General features: G+C 70.5%; 19 protein-coding genes. 13 read left to right on the plus strand and 6 right to left on the minus strand.

The window, feature by feature from the left end:
- Window positions 1-400 precede the first annotated feature (400 nt).
- The 3 genes from LXN57_RS19945 to groES form a co-directional block, all read right to left on the minus strand.
- Window positions 401-685: a DUF1707 SHOCT-like domain-containing protein gene (locus LXN57_RS19945; RefSeq protein ID WP_251799675.1), complete on the minus strand. Its 285-nt coding sequence runs from the start codon at window positions 683-685 to the stop codon at window positions 401-403.
- A gap of 171 nt (window positions 686-856) precedes the next feature.
- Window positions 857-2,506, minus strand: coding sequence for a chaperonin GroEL (groL, locus tag LXN57_RS19950; RefSeq protein ID WP_251799676.1), 1,650 nt, complete (start codon window positions 2,504-2,506; stop codon window positions 857-859).
- Window positions 2,507-2,579: 73 nt separating this feature from the next.
- On the minus strand, window positions 2,580-2,888 hold the full coding sequence (groES, locus tag LXN57_RS19955; protein ID WP_015619077.1) for a co-chaperone GroES: 309 nt from the start codon (window positions 2,886-2,888) through the stop codon (window positions 2,580-2,582).
- A gap of 248 nt (window positions 2,889-3,136) precedes the next feature.
- On the opposite strand from groES, the gene LXN57_RS19960 reads away from it, so the two are divergent.
- The 9 genes from LXN57_RS19960 to LXN57_RS20000 all read left to right on the plus strand — a co-directional run bounded on the left by LXN57_RS19960 (window position 3,137) and on the right by LXN57_RS20000 (window position 14,186).
- On the plus strand, window positions 3,137-4,333 hold the full coding sequence (locus LXN57_RS19960; RefSeq protein ID WP_251799677.1) for a class I SAM-dependent methyltransferase: 1,197 nt from the start codon (window positions 3,137-3,139) through the stop codon (window positions 4,331-4,333).
- A 53-nt stretch (window positions 4,334-4,386) separates the two neighbouring features.
- Window positions 4,387-4,872, plus strand: coding sequence for a Cys-tRNA(Pro) deacylase (ybaK, locus tag LXN57_RS19965; RefSeq protein WP_251799678.1), 486 nt, complete (start codon window positions 4,387-4,389; stop codon window positions 4,870-4,872).
- Between the two features lie 386 nt (window positions 4,873-5,258).
- Window positions 5,259-6,365 carry a sugar ABC transporter substrate-binding protein gene (locus LXN57_RS19970; RefSeq protein WP_251799679.1) on the plus strand — a complete coding sequence of 369 codons (1,107 nt, stop codon included), beginning with the start codon at window positions 5,259-5,261 and terminating at the stop codon, window positions 6,363-6,365.
- A 159-nt stretch (window positions 6,366-6,524) separates the two neighbouring features.
- A complete protein-coding gene (locus LXN57_RS19975) occupies window positions 6,525-7,340 on the plus strand; it encodes an ATP-binding cassette domain-containing protein (RefSeq protein ID WP_251799680.1) in 816 nt (271 codons plus the stop codon).
- Window positions 7,337-8,590, plus strand: coding sequence for a sugar ABC transporter permease (locus tag LXN57_RS19980; RefSeq protein WP_251799681.1), 1,254 nt, complete (start codon window positions 7,337-7,339; stop codon window positions 8,588-8,590). The genes LXN57_RS19975 and LXN57_RS19980 overlap by 4 nt, the downstream gene beginning before the upstream one ends.
- 34 nt (window positions 8,591-8,624) lie before the next feature.
- Complete coding sequence (locus LXN57_RS19985; RefSeq protein ID WP_251799682.1) at window positions 8,625-9,803, plus strand: ROK family transcriptional regulator; 1,179 nt, start codon at window positions 8,625-8,627, stop codon at window positions 9,801-9,803.
- Window positions 9,804-9,897: 94 nt separating this feature from the next.
- Window positions 9,898-10,830 (plus strand): hypothetical protein, encoded by a 933-nt coding sequence (locus LXN57_RS19990; protein WP_251799683.1) that lies wholly within the window; start codon window positions 9,898-9,900, stop codon window positions 10,828-10,830.
- The gene (locus LXN57_RS19995; RefSeq protein ID WP_251799684.1) at window positions 10,827-12,515 is read left to right on the plus strand and encodes a M16 family metallopeptidase; all 1,689 of its coding nucleotides are present in this window, start codon (window positions 10,827-10,829) and stop codon (window positions 12,513-12,515) included. The genes LXN57_RS19990 and LXN57_RS19995 overlap by 4 nt, the downstream gene beginning before the upstream one ends.
- Before the next feature lie 84 nt (window positions 12,516-12,599).
- Entirely contained in the window at window positions 12,600-14,186 is a 1,587-nt protein-coding gene (locus tag LXN57_RS20000) for a molybdopterin-dependent oxidoreductase (protein WP_251799685.1), read from the plus strand.
- A 164-nt stretch (window positions 14,187-14,350) separates the two neighbouring features.
- Here the strand turns inward: LXN57_RS20000 and LXN57_RS20005 are convergent, their stop codons facing one another.
- Window positions 14,351-14,740, minus strand: coding sequence for a WhiB family transcriptional regulator (locus LXN57_RS20005; RefSeq protein WP_184953664.1), 390 nt, complete (start codon window positions 14,738-14,740; stop codon window positions 14,351-14,353).
- Between the two features lie 231 nt (window positions 14,741-14,971).
- On the opposite strand from LXN57_RS20005, the gene LXN57_RS20010 reads away from it, so the two are divergent.
- A complete protein-coding gene (locus tag LXN57_RS20010; RefSeq protein WP_221376800.1) occupies window positions 14,972-15,826 on the plus strand; it encodes a helix-turn-helix transcriptional regulator in 855 nt (284 codons plus the stop codon).
- A gap of 43 nt (window positions 15,827-15,869) precedes the next feature.
- Here LXN57_RS20010 and LXN57_RS20015 read toward each other — a convergent pair whose 3' ends face one another.
- Window positions 15,870-16,271: a DUF5319 domain-containing protein gene (locus tag LXN57_RS20015; RefSeq protein ID WP_251799686.1), complete on the minus strand. Its 402-nt coding sequence runs from the start codon at window positions 16,269-16,271 to the stop codon at window positions 15,870-15,872.
- Window positions 16,272-16,348: 77 nt separating this feature from the next.
- On the opposite strand from LXN57_RS20015, the gene guaB reads away from it, so the two are divergent.
- The 3 genes from guaB (at window position 16,349) to LXN57_RS20030 (ending at window position 20,536) form a co-directional block, all read left to right on the plus strand.
- Window positions 16,349-17,881, plus strand: coding sequence for an IMP dehydrogenase (gene guaB / locus LXN57_RS20020; protein WP_251799687.1), 1,533 nt, complete (start codon window positions 16,349-16,351; stop codon window positions 17,879-17,881).
- Between the two features lie 70 nt (window positions 17,882-17,951).
- Window positions 17,952-19,070 carry a GuaB3 family IMP dehydrogenase-related protein gene (locus LXN57_RS20025; RefSeq protein ID WP_251799688.1) on the plus strand — a complete coding sequence of 373 codons (1,119 nt, stop codon included), beginning with the start codon at window positions 17,952-17,954 and terminating at the stop codon, window positions 19,068-19,070.
- A gap of 44 nt (window positions 19,071-19,114) precedes the next feature.
- Complete coding sequence (locus LXN57_RS20030; RefSeq protein ID WP_251799689.1) at window positions 19,115-20,536, plus strand: M1 family metallopeptidase; 1,422 nt, start codon at window positions 19,115-19,117, stop codon at window positions 20,534-20,536.
- On the opposite strand, the gene LXN57_RS20035 is transcribed toward LXN57_RS20030, so the two are convergent.
- Window positions 20,537-21,604 (minus strand): LCP family protein, encoded by a 1,068-nt coding sequence (locus LXN57_RS20035; protein WP_251799690.1) that lies wholly within the window; start codon window positions 21,602-21,604, stop codon window positions 20,537-20,539.
- Between the last annotated feature and the right edge of the window lie 100 nt (window positions 21,605-21,704).

A 21,704-nucleotide genomic window follows, 5' to 3' on the forward strand; every position in this document is an offset into this window, starting at 1 on the left:
GCAGAGCGGGTCGGGCAGAGCGGGTCGGGCGCAGTGGGTCGGGCAGAGCAGGCCGGGCGCAGTGGGTCGGGCAGAGCGGGTCGGGCGCAGTGGGTCGGGCAGAGCAGGCCGGGCGCAGTGGGTCGGGCAGAGCAGGCCGGGCGCAGCAGGCCGGGCCGGGCAGAGCGGGCCGGGCGCAGCAGGCCGGGCAGAGCGGGTCGGGCAGGGCGCAGCAGGCCGGGTCGGGCGCAGCGGGCCGGGCAGAGCGGGTCGGGCGCAGCAGGCCGGGCCGGGCAGAGCGGGTCGGGCGCAGCAGGCCGGGCAGGGCGCAGCAGGCCGGGCAGGGCAGCGCGCGGGCGGAGCAGGCAGGCCGGTCAGGCCAGGCAAGGTGCGCGTCGCGCGAGGGCGGCGGGCCGGACGGTCAGGCGCGGATCATGGCGATGAAGACGCCGAGCAGGATCAGGGTCGCGGCGGCCACGGCGAAGAGGATGAGCAGGTCGCGGCTGGGTTCGACGGCGACGGCGCCACCTGTCGTCTCGGCCGGCAGGTCGCCGGTGATCGCGGCCAGCTCGTCGAGGGTGCGGGCGCTGTGGGCGACCTTGGCCCGCTCGGCGAACTCGTCCAGCGTCAGGCGCCCGGCGCCCGCGTGCCGTTCGAGCGCGGCCACGGTCCGCTGCCGGTCGTCATCGGATGCCCGGATGTCCACGGCCGCACTCTACCGCCGTGGCGCGACCCCCGGCACGCAGCGAAAGGACGCCCCCGCAGGCAGCGCGAACGCCAGGCGCGCAGCGAAAAATGCACCGGCGGTGACTCCCGGTACACAGCGAAAGGGCGCGTCCCGCACGGGGCGCGCCCTTTCTTTTGCGTTACTGGCGGGTCAGAAGCCCGGGCCGTGCTGGTGGCCGTGGCCACCGTGGCTGTGCCCGTGGCCACCGGCCGCGGCCGGCTCCGGCTCGGCCGGCTTGTCGACCACGAGGCTTTCCGTGGTCAGCAGCAGGCCCGCGATCGAAACGGCGTTGGAGACCGCGTTGCGGGTCACCTTCACCGGGTCGATGATGCCGGCCGCCGCCAGGTCGACGTACTCGTCGGTGGCGGCGTTCAGGCCGTGACCCCACCCGAGCTCGGCGACCTTGCCCACCACGACGTAGCCGTCGTGGCCGGCGTTCTGCGCGATCCACCGCAGCGGCTCGACCAGCGCCTTGCGGACGATCGACACGCCGATCGCCTCCTCGCCGGTGAGGCCCAGACCGCCGTCGAGCTCCGTGGCCACCTGCGCCAGGGCGGCGCCGCCGCCGGGGACGGTGCCCTCCTCGACCGCGGCCTTGGTCGCCGCGATGGCGTCCTCGATGCGGTGCTTGCGCTCCTTCATCTCGACCTCGGTGGCGGCGCCGACCTTGATCACCGCGATGCCGCCGGAGAGCTTCGCGAGGCGCTCCTGGAGCTTCTCGCGGTCCCAGTCGGAGTCGGAGGCCTCGATCTCTTTCCGGATCTGCTGGACCCGGTCGGTGACCTCGGAGGACTGGCCGCCGCCGTCGACGATCGTGGTGTTCTCCTTGTCGACCACGACGCGCCGGGCGGAACCCAGCATGTCGAGGGTGACCTGGTCGAGCTTGTAGCCGAGCTCGGGGGCGACGAGCTCGCCGCCGGTGGCGATCGCCATGTCCTGGAGCATCGCCTTGCGCCGGTCACCGAAGCCGGGCGCCTTGACGGCGGCCACCTTCAGCGTCTTGCGCAGGGCGTTGACCACCAGGGTGGACAGGGCCTGGCCCTCGACGTCCTCCGCGATGATGAGTAGCGGCTTGCTCGACTGCAGAACCTTCTCGAGCAGCGGAAGCATCTCTTCGATGCTGGAGATCTTCTGAGTCGTGATCAGGATGTGCGCGTCCTCGAGGACGGCCTCCTGCGACTCGGCGTCGGTCACGAAGTTCGGGGAGATGAAGCCCTTGTCGAACTGCAGACCCTCGGTGACCTCGAGCTCGGTCGCCATGGCCGAGCCCTCCTCGACGGTGATGACACCGTCGCGGCCGACCCGGTCCATCGCCTCGGCGATGAGCTCGCCGATGGTGGAGTCCTGGGCCGAGATGGTGGCCACGTTGGCGATCGCCTTGTGGTCGGCGACCTCGACGGCCTTGCCGAGCAGCGCCTTGGAGACGGTCTCGGACGCCTGGTCCATGCCCCGCTTGAGCGCGATCGGGTTGGCGCCCGCGGTCACGTTGCGCAGGCCCTCGCGGACCAGCGCCTGGGCGAGCACCGTGGCGGTGGTGGTCCCGTCGCCGGCGACGTCGTTGGTCTTGGTCGCCACCTCCTTGACCAGCTGCGCGCCGAGGTTCTCGTACGGGTCGGTGAGCTCGATCTCCTTGGCGATGGTGACACCGTCGTTGGTGATCGTGGGCGCGCCGAACTTCTTGTCGAGGACGACGTTGCGACCGCGCGGGCCGAGGGTGACCTTGACCGTGTCAGCGAGCGCGTTGACGCCGTGCTCGAGCAGGTGGCGCGCGTCGTCCGAGAAGCTGAGAATCTTCGCCATTGTTCAATAGCCCTTCACGCACCACCGCCCTGGCCCGTTCGCACGGGCCAGGGCGATTAGCACTGTCAGTAGGTCACTTCTCGATGACCGCGAGGACGTCGCGGGCGGAGAGCACCAGGTACTCCTCGCCGGCGTACTTGACCTCGGTGCCGCCGTACTTCGAGTAGAGGACCGTCTCGCCGACCTTGACGTCAACCGGAATGCGGTTGCCCTTGTCGTCGATGCGGCCGGGGCCGACAGCGAGGACGGTGCCCTCCTGCGGCTTCTCCTTGGCGGTGTCGGGGATCACGATGCCCGACGCCGTGGTCGTCTCAGCCTCGTTCGCCTGGACCACGATGCGGTCCTCGAGCGGCTTGATCGCAACCTTGGTCGCGGTAGTCACGGGCATACCCTCCTGGGTATCGTTTCGCCGGCCAGAGATTGGCCGGCCAGAGCAAACAAGAACTCTGCTGCCTCATGCCACCGGGCGGGGCCGTCGTCGCGGGTGCCGGTCCGCCTGGTGCCTACCGATCGCCCGGGACGGGCGCTCGGCTGGCACCCTCATGTTGAGAGTGCTAATCGGAGATTAGGCCGGAACTAGCACTCCGTCAACCAGAGTGCTAGTTCCGGTGTGCCGTGGAGAATGCCTGCGTGACCGCCGAGTCGACTGCCCGTTTCCGTACCCCCGAAGGGGTGACCGCCCTGGCCCTGGCGGCCGAGACCGCCGGCCGGGATCCGCTCGCCGCCGCCTCGGCGCTGCGCTCGGCCGGGGTCGAGCCCGATCTCGCCGCCGCCGCGCTGACGCAGGTCGATCTGCGCCGCCGTGCGGTCGCGAAGTTCGGCCCCGACGCCGCCGGCATGTTCTTCACCCGGGCCGGCCTCGAGCAGGCGACCCGGGCCGTCGTCGCGAACCGCCGGGCCGCCCGGCTGGCCTCCGCCGGCGTCAGGACCCTGGCCGACCTCGGCTGCGGGCTGGGTTCGGACGCGCTCGCTGCGGCTCGGGCCGGGATCGCCGTGTACGCCGTCGACGCCGATCCGGTGACGGCGGAGTTCGCGGCGGCCAACGCCCGGGCGCTCGGCCTGGCCGACCGGATCACGGTGGAGTGCGCCGACGCGACAACCGTGCGCGTCGAGGACTTCGACGCGGTCTTCGCCGATCCGGCGCGGCGGAAGGCCGGCCGCGGGCGGGTCTTCGACCCCCGGTCGTACTCGCCGCCCTGGGATTTCATCGCCGGTCTGGCCGAGCGGGTGCCCCGCACGGTGCTGAAGCTGGCCCCCGGCATCGACCATGACCTGCTGCCGCCCGGCGCCGAGGGGGAGTGGGTGAGCGTGGGCGGCGACCTGGTCGAGGCCGCGTTCTGGTGCGGCCCCCTCGCGGAAGTGCCCCGCCGCGCGTCCCTGGTGCCCTCCGGCGCCGCGGCGGGAGGCGCCGCCGGAGGAGTGGAGCTGACCGGAAGTGGCGAGCGGACGGCGGAGGTGGGTGGCGTCGGGACGTACCTCTACGACCCGGATCCGGCCGTGGTGCGCGCGCATCTGGTCGCCGAGTTCGCCGACACCGTCGGCGGCCGGCTGGGCGACCCGTCGATCGCGTACGTCTACACCGACCACCCCGTCGACACACCCTTCGCCCGCCGCCTGGCGATCACCGACGTGCTGCCGTTCTCGCTGAAGCGGCTGCGGGCACTCCTCCGGGAGCGGGGCGTGGGCCGCCTGGAGATCCGCAAGCGCGGCTCTGCCCTCGAGCCGGACCAGCTCCGCAAGGATCTGCGTCTGTCCGGCCCGCAGGCGGCCTCGTTGGTGCTCACCCGAGTGGCAGGCGCGCCGACAGTGATTCTCTGCGGGGCCTGAGGCGCGGCGGGGCAGGCCCGCGTGCCGGGGGAGCCGCGAGTACCGTGCGCGGCATGGCTAAGAAGGCCGCCGCCGGCACGCCGGCCGCCGCGTTGCTGACCGCCCAGAAGGTCGAGCACACCCTGCATCCGTACGACGTCTCGCCCGACGCCCCGAACTACGGCGCGCTGGTCGCGGAGGCTCTCGGGGTGGCGCCGGAGCGTGTCTTCAAGACGCTGGTCGCCGAGGTGGACGGCGGGCTCGTGGTCGGTGTGGTGCCGGTGACCGGCGAACTCGACCTCAAGGCGCTCGCGCAAGCGGCCGGGGGTAAACGGGCAGTCCTGGCCGATCGCGCCGCCGCCGAGCGCAGCAGCGGTTATGTGCGGGGTGGGATCAGCCCGTTGGGCCAGCGCAAGAAGCTGCCGACGGTCGTCGACGACTCGGCGCTCGGGCTCGATCTGATGTACGTCTCGGCGGGCCGGCGAGGTCTCCAGGTCAGTCTGAGACCGGCCGATCTGCTTCGCCTCACCGACGCCGTAGCCGTCATGATCCGGACATAGAGCCCGAAACAGCATCATGGCCGCGAGCCGTTACGACAACGTTACGCGCCGAGAGGATCTTTCTCTAGAGAATGGTGCGAACCGGTCAGGTTGCTGACTTAGCGTCACATGGTGAGCCACGTCAGCGATCGGCCGGAGGCGGGGGGCCGGGCGTCACCAGGGCCGTTCGACTCCTGTCACCGCCGTGTTGCCGGATTGTTATGCCGGGTTACGAGATCGCCCGCCGACATCGCTTGTGTAACCGCCCGCAACGGGAATACGTTGCCGGACACAACAAACTAGCTCCTGATCACTCTCGATCACTTGGCGTCTCGGGGAGCGACACTCCCGCAGCGCACACCATCGAATCCGATGTAGACCCGGATTTACCCGAAAGGACACTAGGAATGCGTAAGGGACTGTTCGCCCTTGCCGCGGTCAGCCTGCTGGCGACCGGCAGCATTGCCGCTTGCGGCGACGACAGTGGCAGCGACTCCGGCAGCACGGGTGGCGGCAGCGCCGCCGCCGGCAAGGTCGGCATCATTCTGCCCGACACCAAGAGCTCGCAGCGCTGGGGCACCGACGACCCGAAGTTCCTGAAGGCGGCGTTCGACGCGGCCGGCGTTCCGGTTGAGATCCAGAACGCGCAGGGCGACAAGACGCAGTTCCAGACCATCGCCGACGGCATGATCTCGAGCGGCGTCGCCGTCCTCATGATCGTCAACCTCGACTCCGGCACCGGTAAGGCCGTCCTCGAGAAGGCCAAGAAGGCCGGTATCGCGACGATCGACTACGACCGTCTAACCCTGAGCGGTGGCGCCGACTACTACGTGTCGTTCGACAACGTCGCGGTGGGCAAGCTGCAGGGCGAGGGCCTGGTCAAGTGCCTCGAGGAGAAGAAGTACACCAAGCCGGTCGTGGCCGAGCTCAACGGCTCCCCGACTGACAACAACGCCACCCTGTTCGCGCAGGGCTACGACAGCATCCTCGACCCGAAGTACGCGGACGGCACCTTCACCAAGGGCCCGAACCAGGACGTTCCGGACTGGGACAACGCGCAGGCCGGCACGATCTTCGAGCAGATGCTGACCTCGAACAAGAACATCAAGGGCGTTCTCGCCGCGAACGACGGTCTCGGCAACGCGGCCATCACCGTGCTGAAGAAGAACCAGCTGAACGGCCAGGTCCCGGTGACCGGCCAGGACGCCACCGTTCAGGGCCTGCAGAACATCCTCGCCGGCGACCAGTGCATGACGGTCTACAAGGCGATCAAGAAGGAGGCCGACGCGGCCGCCGATCTCGCGGTTGCCCTGGCCAAGAAGCAGAAGCCGACCACGGCCACCGGCACCACCAAGGACCCGGAGTCGGGCGCCGACGTCCCCTCGGTGCTGCTCGAGCCGCAGTCGATCACCAAGGAGAACGTCAAGGACGTCATCGCCGACGGCTTCGTGACCAAGGACGCGGTCTGCACCGCCGACTTCGCCAAGGCCTGCACCGACGCGGGAATCAGCTGAAAATCCTCAACTGATCACGGGCTAGACCCGAACTGACGACGGCGCCGCTCACCTCCCCAAACGGGGCTGGGGGCGGCGCCGGAGTTGGGTTTCCCCCCAACCCGCCGCCCCGGCTGTGCCGCGGGCGGCAACCCGGTCACTCAGCGAAGGAGAACCACCGTGGCCGCGACACCCCTCTTGGAGCTAAACGGGATCAACAAGGCCTTCGGTCCCGTTCAGGTCCTGCATGGCGTCGACCTGAGCGTCTATCCCGGTGAAGTCACCGCCCTCGTGGGCGACAACGGCGCGGGCAAGTCGACGATGGTCAAGTGCATCAGTGGCATCTACCAGATCGACTCGGGAACGGTGGCCTTCGAAGGTAACCAGGTGGCCATCCACGCCCCGAGCGACGCGTCCGCCCTGGGCATCGAGGTCGTTTACCAGGACCTCGCTCTCTGCGACAACCTGGACGTCGTCCAGAACATGTTCCTCGGCCGTGAGAAGAAGCGCGGCATCGTGCTCGACGAGCCGACCATGGAACAGATGGCCGGCGACGCCCTCGCCAGCCTCTCGGTGCGCACCTTGAAGTCGCTGCGGCAGCTCGTCGCCAGCCTTTCCGGTGGGCAGCGACAGACCGTGGCGATCGCCAAGGCCGTGCTGTGGAACTCGAAGGTCGTCATCCTCGACGAGCCGACCGCCGCCCTCGGCGTCGCGCAGACCGCGCAGGTGCTCGAGCTGGTCCGCCGCCTGGCTGACAACGGCCTCGGCGTCGTGTTGATCTCGCACAACATGAACGACGTGTTCGCGGTCTCGGACCGCATCGCGGCGCTCTACCTCGGCCGGATGGCGGCCCAGGTCAAGACCACCGACGTGACCCACTCCCAGGTGGTCGAGCTCATCACAGGCGGCCGCAGCGGCAACATCGGCCTGCCTCCCGAGAAGCCGGCTGACTTCGGCGGGGACGTCGTCGACATCACGCCGGGAGGCGACAAGTGACCACCACGACCACTACGGCGGGCGGCGTCAAGGTCATTAAGCCGACCGTCGCCAGTTACATCCACGACTACTGGGGCCGGGTCCGCGGCGGTGACCTCGGCGCGCTGCCGGCCATCCTCGGTCTGATCGTCCTGAGCCTGATCTTCGGCATCGCCCGGGACACGTTCTTCAGCGGTCTGAACTTCGCGAACCTGTTCAACCAGAGCGCCCAGGTCGTGTTCATCGCGATGGGCCTGATCTTCGTCCTGCTGCTGGGCGAGATCGACCTCTCCGCCGGTTTCGCCTCCGGCGTCTGCGGCGCGGTCGTCGCGATCCTGCTGACCAACCACGGCTGGGAGTGGTACACCGCCATCCCGGCCGCGCTGGTCACCGGCGTCGTCATCGGCTTCATCCTGGGCCTGCTGGTGGCCAAGCTGGGCATTCCGTCGTTCGTGGTCACCCTGGCGGCGTTCCTCGCCTTCCAGGGCGTTCTGCTGGTGCTGCTCGGCGGCGGTACCAACATCTCGACCCGCAACGAGTTCTTCAACTCGCTCAACAACAACAACCTGTCGGTGGCGTGGAGCTGGATCTTCGCCGTCGTCGCCGTCGTCGGATACGCCGCGGCGCAGTTCAACGTGATGCGCAACCGGACCAGGCGGGGTCTGGTGACCGACCCGATGGGCATCGTGCTGATGCGCATCGGCGGACTGGCCGTGCTGATCCTGGTGGCGACCGCGGTCCTCACCCAGGAGCGCGCGATCAACCCCGCGATCAACTCGCTCAAGGGCGTGCCGATCGTGGTGCCGATCATCGGCTTCTTCCTGGTGCTGTGGACCTTCGTTCTGGGCCGCACCGCCTACGGCCGGCACGTCTACGCGGTCGGTGGCAACACCGAGGCGGCCCGTCGCGCCGGCATCCCGGTCGACCGGATCCGCATCTCGGTCTTCGTGATCGGCTCGTTCATGGCCGCGATCGGCGGCATCATGGCCGTCAGCCGGGCCAGTTCGGTCGACCCGAACACCGGTGGCAGCAACATCCTGCTCTACTCGGTGGGCGCGGCTGTCATCGGCGGCACCAGCCTCTTCGGCGGCAAGGGCAAGATCATCAACGCCGTCATCGGTGGCGCGGTGATCGCCGTCATCGACAACGGCATGACCCTGATGGGGTTCAACTCCGGGACCAAGTTCATTGTGACCGGTCTGATCCTGCTGGTCGCCGCGAGCGTCGACGCCTTGGCCCGGCGCAGAGCGGCCGCAACCGGCAACCGATGAACGACATCCACCTGGTACTGGGGACGGCACGCTGATGCGGGCCGGCCCCAGCCAGGAGGAGGTTCGCCGGCACAACCTCGGGACCCTGCTGCGGTACGTACACGTGCACGGCGCCACGTCCCGGGCGGAACTCACCAGCAGGCTCGGCCTGAACCGAAGCACCATCGGGGCCCTGACCGCCGATCTGACCACCGCTGGGCTGGTCACCGAGGCGGCACCACGAGAGACCGGCCGGGCCGGACGGCCGTCGCTGGTCGTCCGGCCCGAGTCGTCCAAGGTGTACGCGTACGCGCTGAGCATCGAGGTCGACCGCCTGCGGGCGGCCCGGGTCGGGCTGGGCGGCCGCATCCTGGACCGCCGCGAGACCGACCGGCCCCGCGGCATGCAGGTGCTCGACGCGGTGCAGCCGCTGGCCGGTTTCGTCCACGAGATGCGGGCCGACGTGCCCAGCGACGCCCGCTACGTCGGCACCGGCGTGGCAGTGGCCGGCATGGTGCGCCGGGCGGACGGGATGGTCCGCCTGGCCCCCACGATCGGCTGGGTCGAGGAACCGGTCGGCGCCGCGCTCGGCGCCGAACTCGGTGACGCGGGAAAGCTGACGGTGGGCAACCACGCCGACGTCTCCGCGCTGGTCGAGCACAGCCGTGGCGCGGCGGCCGGCTGCGACAACGTCATCTACTTGTACGGCGACGTCGGTGTGGGCGCCGGCATCATCGCCGACGGACGCCGGGTGGCGGGTCACGGCGGCTACGGCGGCGAGGTCGGCCACATGGTGGTCAACCCCTACGGCCGCGAGTGCAGTTGCGGCTCGCGTGGCTGCTGGGAGACCGAGATCGGCGAGTACGCGCTGCTCAAGCACGCCGGTCGGGCCGACCGGACGGGACGGGAGGCGGTGCTTGATGTGGTCGAGGCGGCGATGCGCGGCGACAGCCAGGCCCAGTTCGCCGTGCGGCAGGTCGGCGAGTGGATCGGCTTCGGCGTCGGCAATCTGGTCAACATCTTCAACCCGGAGTCCGTCATCTTCGGCGGCACCCTCCGCGACATCTACCTGGTCGCCGCGGCCCAGATCCGCAGCCGGCTCACCGCCATCGCCCTGCCGGCCTGTCGCGAGCACATCCGTCTGCGCACCCCCGAACTCGGCAACGACGCGGCCCTCATCGGCGCGGCCGAGCTGGCCTTCGAGCACCTCCTCGAAGATCCACTGCTGAACTAGACGTACGGGTCCACGTGCCCACCCGAGGCGGCGGGCTTCCGGCGACGCCGGTGGGACACGCGGCACCCGTGAAGATCGTCTATGCTCCCCGCCCGTGACTGTCCTCTTCGACCCTGCGGACGCCTACCCCGAGGTGGCCGCTGTGCGGGCCCGGCTGGCCACGCACGACTGGGCCGGCGTCCGCGCCTTGCTCGACGGCCTGTCCCCGGCCGGCCGCACCATGGTCATCCGGCACGGCGGGTCCACCGCCGGTGTGGAACCGTTTCTGCGCGAGGTCTACGACCGCGACCCGGGCGACGGGGCGGCGGCCGCGATGCTCGGCTCCTGCCTCATCGACATCGGCTGGGCGATCCGCTCGTCGGCCCGGGCCGAGTACGTGAGCTCGCAGCAGTTCGCCGAGTTCCGCGACTGGCTGATCAAGGCCGAGACGGTGCTGATCGAAGGGGCCGCGCGCAGCCCACGTGATCCGGCGATCTGGGCCGTCCGCCTGGCGTCGGCCCGTGGGCTCGAGGTCGGATCGGCCGAAACCCGCCGCCGCTACGACCGGGTCAAAATGCTCGACCCCCACAACCTCTCGGCGCAGTCCCAGATGTTGCAGCAGCTGTGTCCCAAGTGGAGTGGCAGCTGGGAGCAGCTGCACCCGTGGGCCCGCGACGAGATGCTGGCGGCGCCGCCCGGGGCCGTGCAGGGCGTGCTGGTCGCCGAGGCGCACATCGAGCACTGGCTGGAGCTGCCGGTCGGCACGGACACGGCGTACCTCAACGGTGGACCGGTCCGTGCCGACCTGCGCGAGGCGGCCGAACGCTCGGTGCTGCACCCGGACTTCGGCCGCGACTTCGGCTGGGTCGCGGCGGCCAGCAGCTTCGCCTTCGTCTTCAGCCTGATCAACGACCGCCGCTCGGCCGCCCCGCTCTTCGCCATGCTGGGCGACCGGGCCACCGAGTACCCGTGGCAGTACCTGGGTGGCGACACCGCCGAGCACGTACGCAACCACCGCCGTCGCGCGCTGGCCGGAGCAGCCCGATGATCAAGCAGACCGAGATCGACGGGGTGCCGGCCCTGCTGTCGCCGGCGACCGGGCCGGGGCACGCCGGGTTGGCCTTCCGGGTCGGGTTCGCCGACGAGCCGCTGGCCCGGCGCGGCATCACGCACCTGATCGAGCATCTGGCGCTCTTCTCGACCGGGGTCGCCGACTACCACTACAACGGCGCCACCGGCGTCGAGTACACCTACTTCCACGTGCACGGCTCGTCCGAGGAGCTGGGCGAGTTCCTCACCGCGGTCTGCGCCTCGCTGAGCGACCTGCCGATGCACCGGCTGGCCGTCGAGAAGGACCTGCTGCGGGTCGAGGCGAATGGGCGCAACCCGGGCGCGGCCGACCAGATGGCGCTGTGGCGGCACGGGGCGCGCGACTACGGCATGCCCAGTTATTCCGAGTACGGACTGCCGGCGATCACCGAGGACGACCTGCGGGACTGGGTAGGGCGCTATTTCACGCGCGAGAACGCCGTGCTCTGGGTGGCTGGCGACGAGGTGCCGGCCGGCCTGCGGCTGGATCTGCCCACCGGCGTACGGCGCAAGCCGCCGGCGATGTCTTCGGCGCTGCCCGACACCCCGGCCTGGTTCCCGGGCACGTCCGGCATGCTGGTCTGGGATGCCCTGGTACCGCGGGCGCCGCGTTCGGCCGTCTTCGCCGGCGTGCTGGAACGGGTCATGTTCCGCGAGCTGCGGCAGGAGGGCGGGCTTTCGTACGCGGCCCACGCCGCCTACGAGCCGGTCGGCGTGGACCGGGCGCACGTGACCGCCGTGGCCGATGTGCTGCCCGGCAAGCAGGGCGCCGTCCTCGGCGGATTCGTCGACGTGCTGGCCGGGCTGCGGGTGGGCCGGATTGACGAGGCCGACGTAGCCGCCGTGGTCAAGAAGCAGACCGAGTCGTTGCGGCACGCCGAGGAGCAGGGCGCGCGGCTGCCGGGGCAGGCGCTCAACCTGCTTTCCGGGCGCGAGGTGCTCGACGTCGACGAGGTGGCCGAAGGCCTGCGCGCGGTCACGGCGGTCGAGGTCGCGCAGGTGGCGGCCGAGGCCTGGAACGCCGGCCTGCTGATGACGCCGCAGGCCCGGGCCGACTGGGCCGGCTTCACCGCCGCCCCCACTTGCTCCGACCACGCGGTGACCGGCACGGAGTACCGCTCGCTGGAGACGCCGGGCGAGAAGCTGGTCCTCGGCTCCGAGGGCGTCAGCGTCGTCGGGGAGGGCAACTGCGCGACCGTACGCTTCGACGCCTGCGCCATCGTGCGGGCCTGGCCCGACGGCGGTCGCCAGCTGGTCGGCGACGACGGCATCGTGGTCTTCTTCGAGCCCACCCTGTTCGACGGGGCCGCGGGCGTGGCGGCCCGGATCGACGCCGCTGCGCCGCCGGCCGTCCGGGTCGTCCAGCCCGCCCGCGACCCCGGCCGGATCCCGCAGCCGGCGCCGCCCGGACCGCAGGACACCGAGGAGGTGATCGACCGCCGCGTCTCCGGCGTGCTGGGTCTGCTCATCCGGGTGCCGCTGACGCTGCTCGGGCTGATCGTCACGCTGCTCATGGCGTACACCCTCACGTTCGACACCGAGGACGCCTGGCTCACCATCGCCGTTGTGATCGTCGGCGCCGGCCTCACCGCGTACGGCGTTGTCGGCGTACGTCGCTCGTACCGCAACTACCGCGGCCGCTGATCGAGCATGTGGCGTTGCTTACGGGTTGCTTACCCGATGGCCTGAGCCGTCGCCATCGGCCCGGACCGGGAGCACGATGGGAACGTGAAGCTTTCGGTGGGTAGCGGGCTGGCTGGGGTGGCCGCCGCGGCGGTGGCTGTGGGCACGTCCGAAGTCGTGGCCGTGCTGACCGGGCCGTTGACCGCGCCCGTGCCGGCCGTGGGCGGCGTCGTCATCGACAACGTGCCCGGCCCGGTCAAAGACTTCGGGATCAGCGTCTTCGGGGTGCACGACAAGACGGCGCTGATCGTGGGCACGGGCGTGTTGCTGGCGATCTACGCGTACGGCGTCGGCGTGGTTGCCCGGCGGTCGTGGCACCTGGGCCTGGCCGGGATCGGGCTGTTCGCGGCCGTCGGCGTGGCCGCCGCGCAGACCAGGCACGACGCGAGCGTCTTGGCCTGGCTGCCCACGGTGGTGGGGGCGGCCCTGGCCGTCTGGGTGCTGCGCCTGCTGCTCGATCGGGCGGGTGCCGGCGCAGCCGCACCGGTGGTGGCTGTGCCGGTCGCCGTCGGCGCGGCGGGTCCCGGCCCGACCAGCACGGCCGAGCCGCCGGCGGCCGGTCCCGCGTACGTGGAAGATCGTCGGTATTTCCTGAAGCTGCTCGGCATCGCGTTCGGGGCGGCGGCGGCGACCGGCTTCGGCGGGCGTTGGCTGGCCTCGCGCCGGGCGGTGGCCGCGGCCCGTAACGACGTCGTGCTGCCCGCGCCCCGGCAGACCCCGCCGCCGCTGCCGGCCGGCGTGCAGGTGCCGGGCGTGACGCCGTACATCTCGCCCAACAAAGACTTCTACCGCATCGACACCGCGCTCATCCCGCCCCAGGTGGATCCGTCGACGTGGCAGCTGCGCATCCACGGCATGGTCCGCAACCCGATCACCCTCACCTGGGAACAGCTGCTGCAACGGCCCATGATCGAGCGGTACGTGACACTCGCCTGCGTGTCCAACGAGGTCGGCGGCGACCTGATCGGCAACGCGCTGTGGCTGGGGACGCCGATCCGCGAGCTGCTCGAGGAGGCCGGTCCACTGCCCGGCGCCGACCAGGTCGTGCAGCGCTCGGTCGACGGCTGGACCTGCGGCAGTCCGACGTCGGTGCTGATGGACGGGCGGGACGCGCTGCTCGCGGTCGGTATGAACGGGGAGGCGCTGCCGGTCGATCACGGTTTCCCGGCCCGGATGGTGGTGCCCGGCCTGTACGGCTACGTCAGCGCGTGCAAGTGGATCACCGAGATCGAGCTGAGCCGGTTCGCCGACTTCGACGCCTACTGGGTGCCGCGCGGGTGGGCCGCGCAGGCGCCGATCAAGACGGCATCCCGGATCGACACGCCACGCGACGGCGCCTCCCGCAAACCCGGCAGTGTGGTTGTCGGCGGCGTGGCCTGGGCCCAGCACCGCGGCATCGATAAGGTCGAGGTGCAGGTCGACGACGAGCCCTGGGCCGAGGCGACGCTGGCCGCCACGGTGTCGAGCGACACCTGGCGCGAGTGGAGCTTCGGGTGGCCGGCGACTCCGGGTCAACACCGGCTTCGCGTACGGGCCACCGACGGCTCAGGGGCCACGCAGACGAGCACACCGGCCGCGCCGGCGCCGGACGGAGCCTCCGGGTGGCACAGCATCAGCGTCCGGATCGATTGAGTGCCGATTGGTTGAAGGCCGCACCGGCGGTCCGTCGTTCGTGTTCAAGTCGCTCATACGGTGGCTTGCATGTCCACCGATGCGGTTGTTGAAGAGCCGTCGAACAACTCGACCCGGCCCCCGACAGGGGACCGGATCGTCATGGTGATCCCGGGGCGCCGGCGTCAGGCAGCAGGCGCCTGTCGCTGTGCCGGAACCGCCGACTTGTGGGGCCGGCCCAGCCGGGCCTCGAGCCGGGCAAGGTCGACACGTCCGTGATGGCGGTCGGCGGTGTCCTCCCAACCGACAGCGAGCAGCCGCAGCCGCTCCGCCTCGGTGAGGCCGCCCCAGACCCCGTACGGCTCGCGAACCGCGAGGGCGTGGGCGGCGCACTCGGCCCGTACCGGGCACGCGCCGCACATGCTCTTGGCTTTGGCCTCTCGGCGGTTGCGGGACGACCCGCGCTCGCCGTCCGGGTGGAAGAACTGCGCGCTGTCTCGGCCTCGGCACAAACCGAGTCGTTGCCAGTCCCAAAGATCGGCGATGGGCCCGGGCAGTCTGCGAACGTTCGACATGGAACACCCTCCTCCCGCGCGGCACCGCGGAGTGTCGTCATGAGGGGCCTTGCTCAGGCCTGTCGGCGTGTTACCCCGGGAATTCCCGGCTCACACGCAACTTGTCGATGTCTTCTGAACCCGCATGGCATCGGCCCGGCAAGTCATACCGATCTTTCCCATTTTTTCCATCTAAAGCGCGTAATGCTGCGGCCCTCGCGTGATCTCCTCTGAGAGAGAAGGAGGATCACTGTGCGTACCGTCCTCGTGTGCGTCCGTACCCCGCTGGCGGCCCAGACCGTCGCGTCCACCGCGGCCCGGCTCGGCATGACCGGCGTCGTCCGGACGGCGGTCAGCGAGACCGAGGCCATGATCCGCCTGGCTGAACGGCCGGCTGAAGTGGTTCTGGCTGACACCGCCGTGACCCGTCCCGACAGCGTCGGCTTCACCCGGCGCGTCCTGGCCCGCGCGCCGCAGGCCCAGGTAGTGCTGTTCGGCGCCGAAGACCCCCGGGTGGCTGCGGCAGCTGTCGCAGCCGGCGCCCGTGGCGTCATCCGCGGCGTCGAGCACGATCTGGTCAGCGTCGTGGCCAAGGCCCTGCTCCTGCTACTGCTCCCGGTGCGCCCGCAGGGCATGCCGATCAACGGGGCCAACGCCCAGCCCGCCACCGTGGCCGGCGGGGCCCGCAACAACAACTCGACCGCGGCCCGGGCCGCCTATCAGAACGGCGGGCTCGGCATGAGCGCGCCGAACGCGGCCTCCGTGCCGGCCGTGCTCGGGCCCAACGCGCCGATGGTGCCGGCCCAGCGTGGCGACGCCCCGATCGACCCGGCCACCGGCCGGCCGATGGTGGCCTGGCCCGGCAACGAGACCCAGGTCGGCGTGGCCGACCCGGCGCCCGCGGGGCGGCGGCTCACACTCACCGAGCGTGAGTTGCAGGTGCTGCGGGGGATGGCCGACGGCAAGAGCAACGCGGAGATCGGCCGCGAGCTCTTCGTCTCGGAGGACACGGTCAAGACCCATGCCCGGCGGCTCTTCCGGAAACTGGGGGCCAGGGACCGTGCACACGCGGTGGCCGCCGGCTTCCGAGCCGGCTTGGTGGCGTAAACGAAAAAGGGGGGCTGAGCCGGCTGGCTCAGCCCCCTTTTTCTCACTCTTTGTCTTCCTCGTTGCCCTCGGTCAGTGTGTCGTGCACGCCGTCGGCGTAGCCGCGCGCGTACTCCCACGTGACGTAGTGCTCAGGGTCGGGGTCGTAGGCCGGCTCGTGCACGCGCGGGCGCCCGCTGCTGAGCAGGTGGCGCAGGTTGCCGCGGAGCAGGTCCCAGTCGAAGTAGTGCGGCTCGTGGCAGTCCTCACACTCGATCACGAGGCCACGGATGCCGGTCGGGCTCAGGAGCGCCTGATAGATCTCGAGGTCGGAAAGATCCTCGATGACGTCCTGCCGTTCGGCGTCGGTCAGCGGTTCGGCCTCGGCGTCCTCGTCGAGGTCGTCGAGCCCGGCCGCCGGGTCGGTGGGATCGCCGTTGAACGGGTCGATCGGCTCATCTTGCACCCCCTTACCGTACTCACTCCGGACTGATGTGTGCTGGCCCGCACGTGCTGTCCGTCGTGCGAGGGCACGGCGAGCGGATGGGTACGATGAACCATTCGTCTTCCATCTTTGAGGGATGCTCCGTGGAATCTGACTCGGCCCGCACGGTACCGCTCGGTCTGACCTTCGACGACGTGCTCCTCCAGCCCGGCGAATCGGACATCGTGCCGAGCCGGGTCAACACCCGCACCCGGCTCACCCGGAACATCGAGCTGACCATCCCGCTGCTGTCCGCGGCGATGGACACGGTCACCGAGGCGCGCATGGCCATCGCCATGGCGCGCGAGGGCGGCATCGGGGTGCTCCACCGCAACCTCTCCGCCGACGACCAGGCGGCCCAGGTCGACCTGGTCAAGCGGTCCGAATCCGGCATGATCACCAACCCGGTGACCTGCAGCCCCGAGGCCACGCTGCGCGAGGTCGACCAGCTCTGCGGCCGCTACCGCATCTCCGGCGTGCCGGTCACCGATGGTGACGGCACCCTGGTCGGCATCGTGACCAACCGCGACATGCGCTTCGTCACCAACGAGAACGCCAAGGTCCGCGACGTCATGACCAAGATGCCGCTGATCACCGCCCCGGTCGGCGTCAGCAAGGACGACGCTCTCGGCCTGCTGCAGCAGCACAAGATCGAGAAGCTGCCGCTGATCGACGACAGCGGCCGGCTCCGCGGCCTGATCACGGTGAAGGACTTCACCAAGAGCGAGCAGTACCCCGACGCGACGAAGGACGCGCAGGGCCGCCTGCGGGTCGCGGCCGCGGTCGGCGTGGGTGACGACTCCTACAAGCGGGCTCGCGGGCTGATCGACGCCGGCGTCGACGTGATCATCGTGGACACCTCGCACGGTCACCAGCGGCAGGTGCTCGACATGATCGCCCGGCTCAAGCGCGACACCGCGACCGACATCGTCGGCGGCAACGTGGCCACGTACGCCGGGGCCAAGGCGATGGCCGAGGCCGGGGCCGACGCGGTCAAGGTCGGTGTGGGCCCGGGCGCCATCTGCACCACCCGCATCGTCGCCGGGGTCGGCGTACCGCAGATCACCGCCGTCATGGAGGCCCAGCGCGCCTGCGCCCCGTTCGGCGTGCCGGTGATCGCCGACGGCGGCATCCAGTACAGCGGCGACATCGCCAAGGCGATCGTGGCCGGCGCCGAGACCGTCATGCTCGGTGGCCTGCTGGCCGGCTCGGAAGAGAGCCCCGGCGACCTCATCTTCGTCAACGGCAAGCAGTACAAGTCCTACCGGGGCATGGGCTCGCTGGGCGCCATGCAGTCGCGGGGACAGGCCAAGTCGTACTCGAAGGACCGCTACTTCCAGCATGATGTGCCGGAGGAGAAGCTCGTTCCCGAGGGTGTCGAGGGTCAGGTGCCCTACCGCGGCCCGCTCTCGCGGGTGGTGGCTCAGCTGGTCGGTGGCGTACGGCTGGCGATGGGCTACGCGGGCGCCGAGACGATTCCCGACTTGCAGCAGCGTGGCCAGCTCATCAGGATTACCGCGGCGGGCCTCAAGGAAAGCCACCCGCACGACATCCAGATGACTGTCGAGGCCCCCAACTACCACTCCCGCTAGCACCCAGCAGCAGAGCCTTCCAACCACCCCACCCGCCGCCCCAAGAGGCGACCTGAAGGACTGAGTCATTATGCGTGACGTAGTGGAGATCGGTCTCGGCAAGACCGCCCAGCGGGGGTACCACCTGGACGAGATCGCCATCGTCCCGAGCCGGCGCACCCGCGACGTGGACGACGTGTCCACCGAGTGGCGCGTCGACGCGTACCCCTTCAAGATCCCCTGCGTCGCGCACCCTTCCGACGCGACCATGAGCCCGGAATCGGCGATCGCCCTGGGCCGCCACGGCGGCCTGGGCGTGCTCAACGCCGAGGGCCTGTGGACCCGCTACGAGGACCCGAGCAAGATCCTGGAGGAGCTGGCCTCGCTCGACGAGGACGCCGACGCCACCCGGCGCCTGCAGGAGGTCTACTCCGAGCCGATCCGGCCCGAGCTGATCGCCGAGCGGGTGCGCACGATGCGCGAGGGTGGCATCACCGTCGCCGTCCGGGTGTCGCCGCAGCACACGCTCGCGCTGGCCCCGGTGGTGCTCGACGCCGGTGTCGACCTGCTGGTCATCCAGGGCACCCTGGTCAGCGCCGAGCACGTGTCCACGACGGACGAGCCGCTGAACCTCAAGGAGTTCATCGCCGACCTCGACCTGCCGGTGATCGTCGGCGGCTGCACCGACTACAAGACGGCGCTGCACCTCATGCGCACGGGCGCGGCCGGCGTCATCGTCGGGGTCGGCGCCGACGAGTGGTCGACGACCGACACCGTGCTGGGCATCCGGGTGCCGATGGCGACCGCGATCGCCGACGCCGCCGCGGCCCGCCGCGACTACCTCGACGAGACGGGCGGCCGCTACGTCCACCTGATCGCCGACGGTGGCATCTCCACCTCGGGCGACATCGCCAAGGCGATCGGCTGCGGCGCCGACGCGGTGATGCTGGGCGAGCCGCTCTCGCTGGCCGAGGGCGCTCCGGCCGGCGGCGCGTGGTGGCACTCGTCGGCGAGCCACCCGCAGCTTCCGCGCGGCGGCTTCTGCATCGCCGGCGAGCCCGACGGCACGCTGGAAGAGCTGTTGTTCGGCCCGGCCGACCGCCCCGACGGCCAGCTCAACCTGTTCGGCGGGCTGCGGCGCGCGATGGCCAAGTGCGGCTACCGCGACGTCAAGGAGTTCCAGAAGGTCGCGCTGGTCCTCGATCGCTGAGGCCTTTCCGCGTCCTTTCGGACGACAGCGCTAACCTCGCGCCTATGAGCCGTGCGGGTGTTGCTGGAGTTCTTTGTGTCGCGCTGGCGGTGACCGGCTGTTCGGCGGACGACGAGCCGGCCCCGTCCTCGACCCCGTCCTCCGCGCCGGTGTTCGCCCCCGGCGCGGAGGGCATCGGCGACGCCTACTTCCCCAAGTACGGCAACGGCGGCTACGACGTGGCCGGCTACGACCTGAAGCTGCGGTTCGACCCGAAGACCGACGAGCTGAGCGGCACGGCGACGATAACCGCCACGGCCACGCAGGATCTCTCCCGGTTCAACTTCGACCTGTCCAAGCTGGCCGCCCGGAACGTGACGGTCGACGGCGTCCGGGCCTCCTCGAAGGCCGAGGGCACCGAGCTGGTCGTCACTCCGGCCGAGGGCATCGTCGACGGCCGCCCGTTCACCGTGGTCGTGGAGTACGGCGGAAAGCCGGGCCAGCTCGGCAACGCCGTCCTGGGCGAGGGTGGCTGGCTCGAGAACCCGGACGGCGCGATCGCGCTCGGCCAGCCCGAGTCGGCCAGCACCTGGTTCCCGGTCAACGACCACCCGTCCGACAAGGCCACCTTCAAGCTCGCGATGACCGTGCCCGAGGGTGTCGAGGCGATCAGCAACGGCGTGCCCGGCCCGTCCACCACCACCGCGGGCTGGACCACCTGGAACTGGGCCGAGAGCGCGCCCATGGCCAGCTATCTGGCCATGGTCGTGGTCGGGCAGTACCGGATCACGACGACAACGCACAACGGCAAGCCGATGGTGCTGGCCGTCGCCGAGTCCCTGCCCGCCAACGGCCCGGCCGCACAGTCGCTGGCCAAGACGGGTGAGATCACCGACTTCCTGGCCACCAAGTTCGGGCCGTACCCGTTCGACGCCAACGGCGGGGTGGCGGTCGACGACCGGAACATCGCCTACGCGCTCGAGACGCAGAGCCGGCCGGTCTACGGTCCCGCGTTCTTCAACGGCGGCCCGAACGAGTCGGTGATCACCCACGAGCTCGCCCACCAGTGGTTCGGCGACAGCGTGGCCCTCGAGAAGTGGCAGGACATCTGGCTCAACGAGGGCTTCGCCACCTACTCCGAGTGGCTGTGGGACGAGCACAAGGGCCGGCGGACGGTCGAGCAGAGCTTCAACGACGTCTACAACTCGTTCCAGTGGAACCAGCCGGGCGAGGCCGGCGACCCCGGTGCCGCGCGGATCTTCGGCGCGGCCGTCTACCAGCGCGGCGGCATGACCGTCTACGCGCTGCGCAAGGCGATCGGGGATCCCGCCTTCGACCAGTTGCTCAAGCGCTGGACCAGCGAGCACAAGGACGGCAACGCGAGCACCGACGACCTGATCGCGCTGGCCGAAGAGGTCTCCGGCAAGCAGCTGGACGACCTCTTCCAGTCCTGGCTCTTCACCACCGGCAAGCCGGCCAAGCCCTGATCACTTGTCGACCAGCTGGGGGTGCTTCGCCAGGTAGGCGGCGGCCCGGCCGTCGGCCACGGCCTCGACGAAGCCCTTGCCCTCGGCGGTGAGCTGCTCGCCGAGATAGCCGCTGCCCCGGCCGACCCCGCGGCCGGGCAGGCTGACTCGGGTGATCTTGTCGGGCGACAGGTTGCGCAGGGCGTACGCGTACTCGAGCGGCTTGCGCCCGCCCACGTAGACGAACGTGTCGCCGAGCGCCTCGATCAGCGGGCCGACCTTGGCCGGATCGGTGTCGAACCCCTCGCCGAGCGCCTTGGTCAGCAGCGCGCCGACCAACTGGCGCTGGTGCCGCTGCCGGTCGTAGTCGCCGTCGGGCAGCCCGTAGCGCTGGCGGGCGTAGTCGATCGCCTGCCAGCCGGTCAGGTGCCGGCGGCCGGGCTGGTAGACCGCCTGCGGACCGATGTAGTCGCCGCCGCGCAGCGGGCGCAACGAGCCGTCCGGCTTGCGGTGCCGCGACTCGACCCGCTGGTCGACCACCAGGTCGATGCCGCCGAGCTCGTCGGTCAGCTTGTCCAGCCCGCCGAAGTTGAGGATCGCGCCCGCCTGGAACTGCTTGATCCCGGTGTACCCGCTGAGCGACTTCGAGAGCAGCTGGTAGCCCTTCTCGGTGCTCGGCTGCTTGTTGCCGGACACCCGGGAGCCGACGCTCATGGCCTCGGTGACCTTGCGGTTGCCGTGGCCGGGGACCTTCACCCGCAGATCGCGGGGGAGCGAGTAGAGGTACGCCTTCTCCAGCCCCCGCTCGACGTGCAACAGCATGATCGCGTCGGCGTGCGGCTCCCAGCCGGGGATCGAGACCCGGGTATCGACGCCGATCAGCAGCAGGTCGAGCGGCCCGTCGATGTCGGCGCCGGGCGACGGCGGTGGCGTGGTGGGCTCGGCCGACGGCGTCGGCGGCGCCGCCGGAGTGGGCGTTGCTGTAGGTTTGTCCGACCCTGAACGTACTGCCCAGGCGATGCCCCCGCCCGCGAGCAGCGCCACGGCCACCGCTCCGGCGACCGCGATACCCACCCTCTTGTTCCGCATGCCGGAACAGTAGGGCAGCGGCATCGGCAGCTCAATCATGCGAGATCTCGCAATGTGAAACGGGTCCGTGCTTCCCTCGGTTTCACCGTACGCTGGCCGC

Source organism: Paractinoplanes hotanensis (assembly GCF_023717965.1).
Lineage (GTDB): Bacteria > Actinomycetota > Actinomycetes > Mycobacteriales > Micromonosporaceae > Actinoplanes > Actinoplanes polyasparticus.

Bases quoted from the DNA above. Each gene is read 5' to 3' on its own strand.
- groL (WP_251799676.1), bottom strand. From the start codon at position 2,506: ATGGCGAAGATTCTCAGCTTCTCGGACGACGCGCGCCACCTGCTCGAG.
- ybaK (WP_251799678.1), top strand. From the start codon at position 4,387: ATGGCTAAGAAGGCCGCCGCCGGCACGCCGGCCGCCGCGTTGCTGACC.
- LXN57_RS19970 (WP_251799679.1), top strand. From the start codon at position 5,259: ATGCGTAAGGGACTGTTCGCCCTTGCCGCGGTCAGCCTGCTGGCGACC.
- LXN57_RS19985 (WP_251799682.1), top strand. From the start codon at position 8,625: ATGCGGGCCGGCCCCAGCCAGGAGGAGGTTCGCCGGCACAACCTCGGG.
- LXN57_RS19995 (WP_251799684.1), top strand. From the start codon at position 10,827: ATGATCAAGCAGACCGAGATCGACGGGGTGCCGGCCCTGCTGTCGCCG.
- LXN57_RS20005 (WP_184953664.1), bottom strand. From the start codon at position 14,740: ATGTCGAACGTTCGCAGACTGCCCGGGCCCATCGCCGATCTTTGGGAC.
- guaB (WP_251799687.1), top strand. From the start codon at position 16,349: ATGGGTACGATGAACCATTCGTCTTCCATCTTTGAGGGATGCTCCGTG.
- LXN57_RS20025 (WP_251799688.1), top strand. From the start codon at position 17,952: ATGCGTGACGTAGTGGAGATCGGTCTCGGCAAGACCGCCCAGCGGGGG.
- LXN57_RS20030 (WP_251799689.1), top strand. From the start codon at position 19,115: ATGAGCCGTGCGGGTGTTGCTGGAGTTCTTTGTGTCGCGCTGGCGGTG.
- LXN57_RS20035 (WP_251799690.1), bottom strand. From the start codon at position 21,604: ATGCGGAACAAGAGGGTGGGTATCGCGGTCGCCGGAGCGGTGGCCGTG.